This is a genomic window from Bradyrhizobium sp. CCH5-F6, assembly GCF_001556045.1.
Classification (GTDB): Bacteria; Pseudomonadota; Alphaproteobacteria; order Rhizobiales; family Xanthobacteraceae; genus Bradyrhizobium.
The window spans coordinates 1-6,604 of sequence record NZ_LSIC01000002.1 but is presented as its reverse complement, the minus strand read 5'-3'; the positions used below and the strand labels follow the sequence as shown (position 1 = coordinate 6,604).

Annotated in this window: 7 protein-coding genes; 5 read left to right on the top strand and 2 right to left on the bottom strand. The window is 66.2% G+C overall.

Annotation, left to right across the window (positions count from 1 at the left end; translation table 11 throughout):
* Nucleotides 1-153: 153 nt before the first annotated feature.
* Together AX729_RS00145 and AX729_RS00140 are read left to right on the top strand one after the other, a co-directional pair.
* Entirely contained in the window at nucleotides 154-960 is an 807-nt protein-coding gene (locus AX729_RS00145; RefSeq protein WP_197433509.1) for a rhomboid family intramembrane serine protease, read from the top strand.
* A 187-nt stretch (nucleotides 961-1,147) separates the two neighbouring features.
* The gene (locus tag AX729_RS00140; protein WP_061019878.1) at nucleotides 1,148-1,576 is read left to right on the top strand and encodes a CBS domain-containing protein; all 429 of its coding nucleotides are present in this window, start codon (nucleotides 1,148-1,150) and stop codon (nucleotides 1,574-1,576) included.
* 7 nt (nucleotides 1,577-1,583) lie between these two features.
* Here AX729_RS00140 and AX729_RS00135 read toward each other — a convergent pair whose 3' ends face one another.
* Complete coding sequence (locus AX729_RS00135) at nucleotides 1,584-2,612, bottom strand: patatin-like phospholipase family protein (RefSeq protein WP_061019877.1); 1,029 nt, start codon at nucleotides 2,610-2,612, stop codon at nucleotides 1,584-1,586.
* Nucleotides 2,613-2,861: 249 nt separating this feature from the next.
* Here AX729_RS00135 and AX729_RS00130 point away from each other — a divergent pair, with 249 nt between their 5' ends.
* Nucleotides 2,862-3,935: an RgsD C-terminal domain-containing protein gene (locus AX729_RS00130; protein WP_061019876.1), complete on the top strand. Its 1,074-nt coding sequence runs from the start codon at nucleotides 2,862-2,864 to the stop codon at nucleotides 3,933-3,935.
* A gap of 339 nt (nucleotides 3,936-4,274) precedes the next feature.
* Nucleotides 4,275-4,469: a hypothetical protein gene (locus tag AX729_RS40310; protein ID WP_061019875.1), complete on the top strand. Its 195-nt coding sequence runs from the start codon at nucleotides 4,275-4,277 to the stop codon at nucleotides 4,467-4,469.
* Between the two features lie 51 nt (nucleotides 4,470-4,520).
* Here the strand turns inward: AX729_RS40310 and AX729_RS00120 are convergent, their stop codons facing one another.
* Nucleotides 4,521-5,513 carry a zinc-dependent alcohol dehydrogenase family protein gene (locus tag AX729_RS00120; RefSeq protein WP_502686890.1) on the bottom strand — a complete coding sequence of 331 codons (993 nt, stop codon included), beginning with the start codon at nucleotides 5,511-5,513 and terminating at the stop codon, nucleotides 4,521-4,523.
* A 102-nt stretch (nucleotides 5,514-5,615) separates the two neighbouring features.
* Between AX729_RS00120 and AX729_RS00115 the strand changes: the two genes are divergently transcribed.
* Nucleotides 5,616-6,476 carry a LysR family transcriptional regulator gene (locus AX729_RS00115; RefSeq protein ID WP_061019873.1) on the top strand — a complete coding sequence of 287 codons (861 nt, stop codon included), beginning with the start codon at nucleotides 5,616-5,618 and terminating at the stop codon, nucleotides 6,474-6,476.
* The last annotated feature ends 128 nt before the right edge of the window (nucleotides 6,477-6,604 follow it).

Below are 6,604 nucleotides of genomic sequence, written 5' to 3'. Positions count from 1 at the left end.
GGATACGCCTTATCTCTCCGGCTCCGGAAGACCGACACGGACAGGCAGGGCTTCCCAGGGCCCTGCCTTTTCCTTTTGTGCACTTGCGCAGGGGCGGCAAAGGCGACTATCTCCAGTCTGATCGCTCCGATCGCGCCTGAAAGCGAAGCTGCCTTGGATTCCCCGCAAGATTCGTCACCGGACGTGCCGGTCGTCGTCAAGGAGGCTCCGCGCGAGCCGATCCTGACGCTGCCCGCGGCGCTGACCGCCTATGTCCTGCTTCTGGCGGTGATCCATCTGCGGGTGCTGCTGCCGCCGGAGCTGGAGAACTGGACCATCGACGTGTTCGGCTTCATCCCGAAGCGCTACGATTCCTCGCTGCTCAATCTGGAGATCCCGGGCGGGGCGGGCGCGAAGGTCTGGACTTTCGTCACCTATTCGCTGCTCCATGCCAATCTCACCCATCTCGGCTTCAACGTGTTGTGGCTGCTGCCGTTCGGCAGCGCGCTGGCGCGGCGCTTCGGCTCGGTCAGGTTCTTCCTGTTTCTCGCGGTGACGGCGGCGGCCGGCGCGCTCGCCCACCTCGTCACGCATGAGCATGCGGTCGCGCCGATGATCGGCGCCTCTGCCTCGGTGTCGGGCGCGATGGCAGCCGCAATCCGCTTCGCCTTCGTCCGCGGCAGCTTCCTGTCGTTCAGCCGTTCGGACGCCGATACCGCCGCAAAGGTTCCGGCGCTGCCGCTGTCGCGCGCGCTGCGTGACGGCCGGGTGGTCGGCTTCCTCAGCATCTGGTTCGGCGTCAACATCATCTTCGGCGTCGGCGCGATCGGCGTCGACTCCGAGACCGCGAGCGTCGCCTGGCAGGCGCATATCGGCGGCTTCCTTGCCGGCCTGTTGCTGTTTGCCCTGTTCGATCCCGTGCCGCGCGTTCGAAGCGATGCTGCGGCTGCGTCATCACGGGACGTTTCGGACCGTATTTGAAGCGGCGCTTGCGGCCCGGCCCGAATTCATCCATCATTCCCGAGAAGAATGTTCCGAAGCTGCAAGCCCATAGAGGCCAAGCTTCGTGACGCGCACGAGCGTGAACCGGCGCGAAACTGTTAGTTGAAGACTCGAAGAACAGGTCCGGACTGCTCGAAGCGGACGGCTCCGCTTCAGGGAGGCGACAATGACGGTACGTTCCATTCTCAACACCAAGGGCCATCAGATCGTGAGCGTCGAGCCCGACGCCAAGCTGTCGGCTGCAATCAAGCTGCTCGCTGAGAAGAAGATCGGCGCGGTGCTGGTGATGAACCAGAGCCGCCTCGAGGGCATCCTGTCGGAGCGCGACATCGTGCGCGTGCTCGGCGAGCGCGGTGCCGGCGCGCTGGACGCGCCGGTCTCGGAGGTGATGACCCGCAAGGTCGTGACCTGCAAGGAGACCGACACGGTGGCCGCGCTCATGGAGATGATGACGACGGGCAAGTTCCGCCATCTGCCTGTGGTCGACAACGGCAAGGTGGTCGGTCTGATCTCGATCGGCGACATGGTGAAGCGCCGGGTGCAGGAATACGAGGCCGAGCAGGCAGCCCTGCGCGACTACATCAAGACGGCCTGACCGGCCCTTACTCGGCGACCTTCGGCGCCGCGCCCTCGGGCGGCGGCGCCAGCACGTGGATCGCCTCCTGGATCGAGTCGAGCGCGCGCTCGGCCGCGCGCGTGCCGTGCGCGATCAGATCCTCGGCGCGGTGGAAGTCGAACCAGCCGAACTGGCCGACCCGAGGGGTGATCAGCAGATCGGGCGGATCGCCGGCGAGGCGGGCGCGCGTGATGCGGTCCTGCATGATGTTGAAGGCATCCACCATCACCGACGAGATGCCGGGGCGTCCGCCACCGCCGAAGAACTCGCGCTTCATGGTCTTCTCGGGGGAGAAGAGCCGCGGGAAACGCCGCTTGGCGGTCGTCTCCTCGGTCGCCGGCGCGACCGGCGTGGGCATGGCGCCGTGCGAATAGATCGTCGTGGAATGGGTGAAGATGTCGCTGGAAAGGTTTGCAGCGATGACGATTTCGGCGCCGAGCGCGCGCGCGGCCGAGACCGGCACCGGATTGACCAGCGCGCCATCGACCAGCCAGCGGTCGCCGACCAGCACGGGAGAGAAGATGCCGGGCAGCGCATAGGACGCCCGCATCGCATCGACCACGCGGCCGCGCGTCAGCCAGATCTCGTGGCCGGTGCGCACCTCGGTCGCCACGCTGGCGAACTTCACGCCGAGATCCTCGATCAAGGTCTGGCCGATGGCCTCCTCGAGCCTGGTGGCGAGCTTCTCGCCGCCGATCAGGCCGGAGCCGTTGAGGCGGATGTCGAGATAGCCGAGGATGTTGCGCATGCCTTGCAGGCTGCGGCCCCATTCTTCCAGCGTGTCGAGCTGGCCGGCCGCATAGGCGCCGCCGACCACGGCGCCGATCGAGGTGCCGACCACGACATCAGGCACGATGCCGTTCGCGAGCAGGGTCCTGATGATGCCGATATGGGCGAATCCGCGCGCCGCGCCGCCGCCGAGGGCAAGGCCGATGACCGGCCGGCGGATGCTGCCGAGGCCCACCTTCTCGCCATTCGAGCCGTTCGCGCCCCGCCCCTTCAATCTGTCCAGCACCGAAACTCTCCTACGCCGGGGCCAGCCCGCATCGCCAGACTAGGCATCGCCCTTGCACTCCGCCATATCAGGGGCGAAGCATGGTTTATGCCGCTTTGCGAAGGGCACGGGGCAGGAGTATGGCGACGGATGGTTGCCTCCGAGGTAATCACGCAGGCGTCAACCCGGTTCCCGCGCTTGGCCGTGCTGCCGTATTTCCCAGGGTTTCAGTGGCTTGAATTTGCCGCGTTTTCGGTGAAAAGCAGGGGTATGACACGCGGGGGTGACGGCATCATCGGATGGCGGCGCAGCGGCAGGCTGCTGCCGGCGCTGATCCTTGCCGCGTGCCTCGTTGTCTCAGGCCAAGATGCTGCGCAGGCACAGCTTTTCTCCGATCGTCCGCCGCCGGTGCCGCCTGCATCGGTGCCCGACCCCGGTGGTGCCGTCAGCCTGGCGCCGCCCTCCGGCCTCGGCGCGGGACCCCCGAGCCTGCCGCCGACGCTGATGCAGCCCGCAACACCCAGCATGCCGCCGCCAGCGGTCACGACCGTGCCGCCGGCCGCCCCGCTGAACGCGGCCGTGCCGGGGCAGGGCGTGCTGTCGCTGACCGCGAAATACGGCAAGGATGCTCCGCCCATCACCAGCGGTCTGGTCTGGCGCGTGTTTGCCGACCGTCCCGACGAGAACGGTACCTTCAAGCTGATCCGCGAGGACCGCAACGCCGCGCCCAACATCGTGCTGCCGCCCGGCAATTACGTCGTCCACGTCGCCTTCGGTCTCGTCAGCGCGGTGCGCACGGTCGCCCTGAAGGCCGAGACCGACCGCGAATCCTTCGTGCTGCCGGCGGGCGGCCTGCGCATCGAGGGCCGCGTCGGCACCAGCCGCATTCCGCAGAACCAGATCTCGTTTGCGATCTACAAGGGCAGCCAGTTCGAATCCGGCGAGCGCGCGTCTCTGGTGCCGAACGTCGCCGCCGGTGACGTCGTGCTGATTCCGGAGGGCACCTATTACATCGTCTCCAACTACGGCGACGCCAACTCGGTGGTGCGATCGGACATCCGCGTCCAGGCCGGCAAGCTCACCGACGTCACCATCACCCACCGTGCCGCCGTCATCACGCTCAAGCTGGTCAGCGACCGGGGCGGCGAGGCGCTCGCCAACACCGCCTGGTCGGTGCTGACCCCCGGCGGCGACGTCATCAAGGAATCGATCGGCGCCTTCCCGCGCGTCGTGCTCTCCGAAGGCGAATACCGCGCCATCGCCAAGAACGAGGGCAAGGTCTACGAGCGCGGTTTCAACGTCGTCAACGGCGTCGACGGCGAAGTCGAGGTCGTCGCCCGATAGCGCCCCGCGATGACGGCGCCCGGGCCTTGGCCGCGAGCAGCCAGAGGCCGAACTTGCTGTCGGCCGCAAATTCTCATCCGGCGCACGACAATGCCATCCCTGACTACCTCTGTCGCGGCGCAGCGCGATCAAACCGCGCTGCAGCAACACCAAGGGCGCGGACTTATTCCCAAGCGACGCTGCATCCCTGCAGCCGGTGCACCAGACGAATTTCCGATCATCAATTTTATTCTCTTTCCGTCCTGCTGGGTTATATGTCGGGCATCCGTCAAATGGGGGAGACCGGGAGCGGGCATATGGCTTGCGGGACCGGCAGCAGCAGGGGACCAACCCGTCGGCATGTTCGAAGTGATCCTCACCAGGCGCAAGCGGTTTGGCTGGCGATGGCAGGTGTGCGACCAGTCCGGCAAGATATTTGCCGACGGCTTCGAGCGCACCCGGCCGGCCGCCAAGTATCAAGGCGAGCGCGCGCTGTTCTTCCTGTTGTCGCAGGCTTATCTGCACAACCGCTCGGCGGCCTCGAGCGAGGACTAGTGGCGGGGATGGCCTCGTGATCCGGATGGAGCCAACGGGTTACAGGCTCCCTCAGACATCGACGACCAGCTTGCCCTTCGCCGCGCGATCGCGGATCAGCGCATAGGCGCCGTCGACATTCTCCACCGTAAAACGCCTGGAATCGAGCAGCGGCACCAACTTGCCCGCCTCCGCCAGTCGCGTCGCCTCCATCATGATCTGCCCATGATGCGCGCGTCCTTCGCCCGACAGCAGCGGCAGCAGCGTGAACACGCCGGAATAGGTTGCGGCGCGGAACGAAAGCGGCGCAAGCGCGTGCGTCCCCCATCCGAGCGCACTCGCCACATGTCCGAAGCGGCGCACCGCTTCAAAGGAGGCATCGAGCACCTTGCCGCCGACGGTATCGTAGACGACGTCGAAGCCGCGGCCGCGGGTATGCTGCGCAACGTAGGCTTCGACCGAACTGTCGCGGTCGATGAACACCGCGCCAAGACTTTCGATGGCGGCGCGCTGTGAGGCGGAGCCGGTTGCGAATACCTCCGCTCCGAACGCGCGCGCGATCTGGATAGCGACATGACCGACGCCGCCCGCGCCGCCATGGATCAACGCCTTGTGACCGGCCTTCAAGGCGGCGCGGTCGATCAGGCCTTCCCAGGCCGTGATGACGACCAGTGGCAGGGCGGCTGCCTCGCGCATGCTGAGATTGACGGGCTTCACCGCAAGGAGATCGGCGTCGACCGCGGCGAATTCCGCCAGCGATCCCTGTATGCCGCCGACGCCGCCGGCCATGCCATAGACTTCATCGCCCGGCTTGAACTGCTTCACCTCGTGTCCGGCCTGCTCGACCACGCCGGCGAGATCGATCCCCAGAATTGCAGGCAGCGGATGCCGCGCATGCGGCGCCGCGCCGGCATGGATCTTGGTGTCGAGCGGATTGACCCCGCTGGCGCGCACCCGCACCAGCACCTCGCGCGGGCCGATCTCGGGCGTGGAGATGGTTGAGAGGCGTAACGGAGCATTATGGGTCTCCAGGACGGCTGCACGCATCGTTGGTCGTCTCGTCATGGTCGTCTTGCTCCTTGTCGGCCCTCAATATGCCCATAAAATTTTGCATGAGAAGGAACAAAAGCGTACGATCATCATACGTTTCTGTTTGGATGGATTTCGATGGACTGGAGCGATCTGCGCATCTTTCTGGCGATTGCGCGCGAAGGCACGCTCGGCGCTGCCGCACGGAAAATCGGCCAGACCCAGCCGACCATGGGTCGGCGGCTTCGCGCGCTCGAGACATCGTTGGGACATGCGCTGTTCCAGCGCACGGCGGATGGCTTCGTGCTGACCGACGAGGGTACGGCCGTGCTTCGCCACGCCGAGCGGATCGAGGACGAGGCCCTCGCGCTGGAGCGCCGTGTGTCCGGTGCGGAAACGCAGCTCGACGGCCTGTTGCGTCTGTCGTCCTCGGACTGGTTCGGGACGGTGATGTTGTCGCCGGTGATTGCCGCCTTCGGCAAGCGCCATCCCAAGGTGACGGTGGAACTCCTGACCGATGCGCGGCTCTACAGTCTGCCGCGTCGTGAAGCCGATCTCGTCTTCCGCATCAAACCATTCAGCGAGCCCGAGGTGATCTCCCGAAAGCTGCTGCATATTCCCTACGCACTCTATGGCAAGAAGGGCAGCAAACCGCCGCGCGCCGGCGACGGCAGCGGTGTCCGCGTCGTGACGATGAATGCGGAGTTCGCCGATATGCCGGACGCCGTCTGGCTGAAGCGCGCGCTGCCGAATGCGGACATCGCCTCGCGCAGCAACAACAGACAGGTGCAGGCCGAGCTCTGTGCGAGCGGCGGCGGATTGGCCGTGCTGCCGCGCCCGCTCGGCGACCGTGACCGCCGTCTGGTCGAGATCGACATCGGCGCGACGCCGCCGGGCCGCGACACCTATGTCGGCTATCATCGCGACATGAGGCGCCTCGCCCGTCTGCGCGTGCTGCTCGATCTCGTGATCGAGCGGCTGGTAGACCGGCGGTCGTAGCTCATCCAGGCCACGATCCCTTGTGTTGCCGTCGGGCAAAACACCCGAGGCGTCGGTCAAGACGCGCCGGCGGAAATATTCCACTTTACCGAAATTCGGAAACGGCGTATGTGTCGCCGCAACCCGGC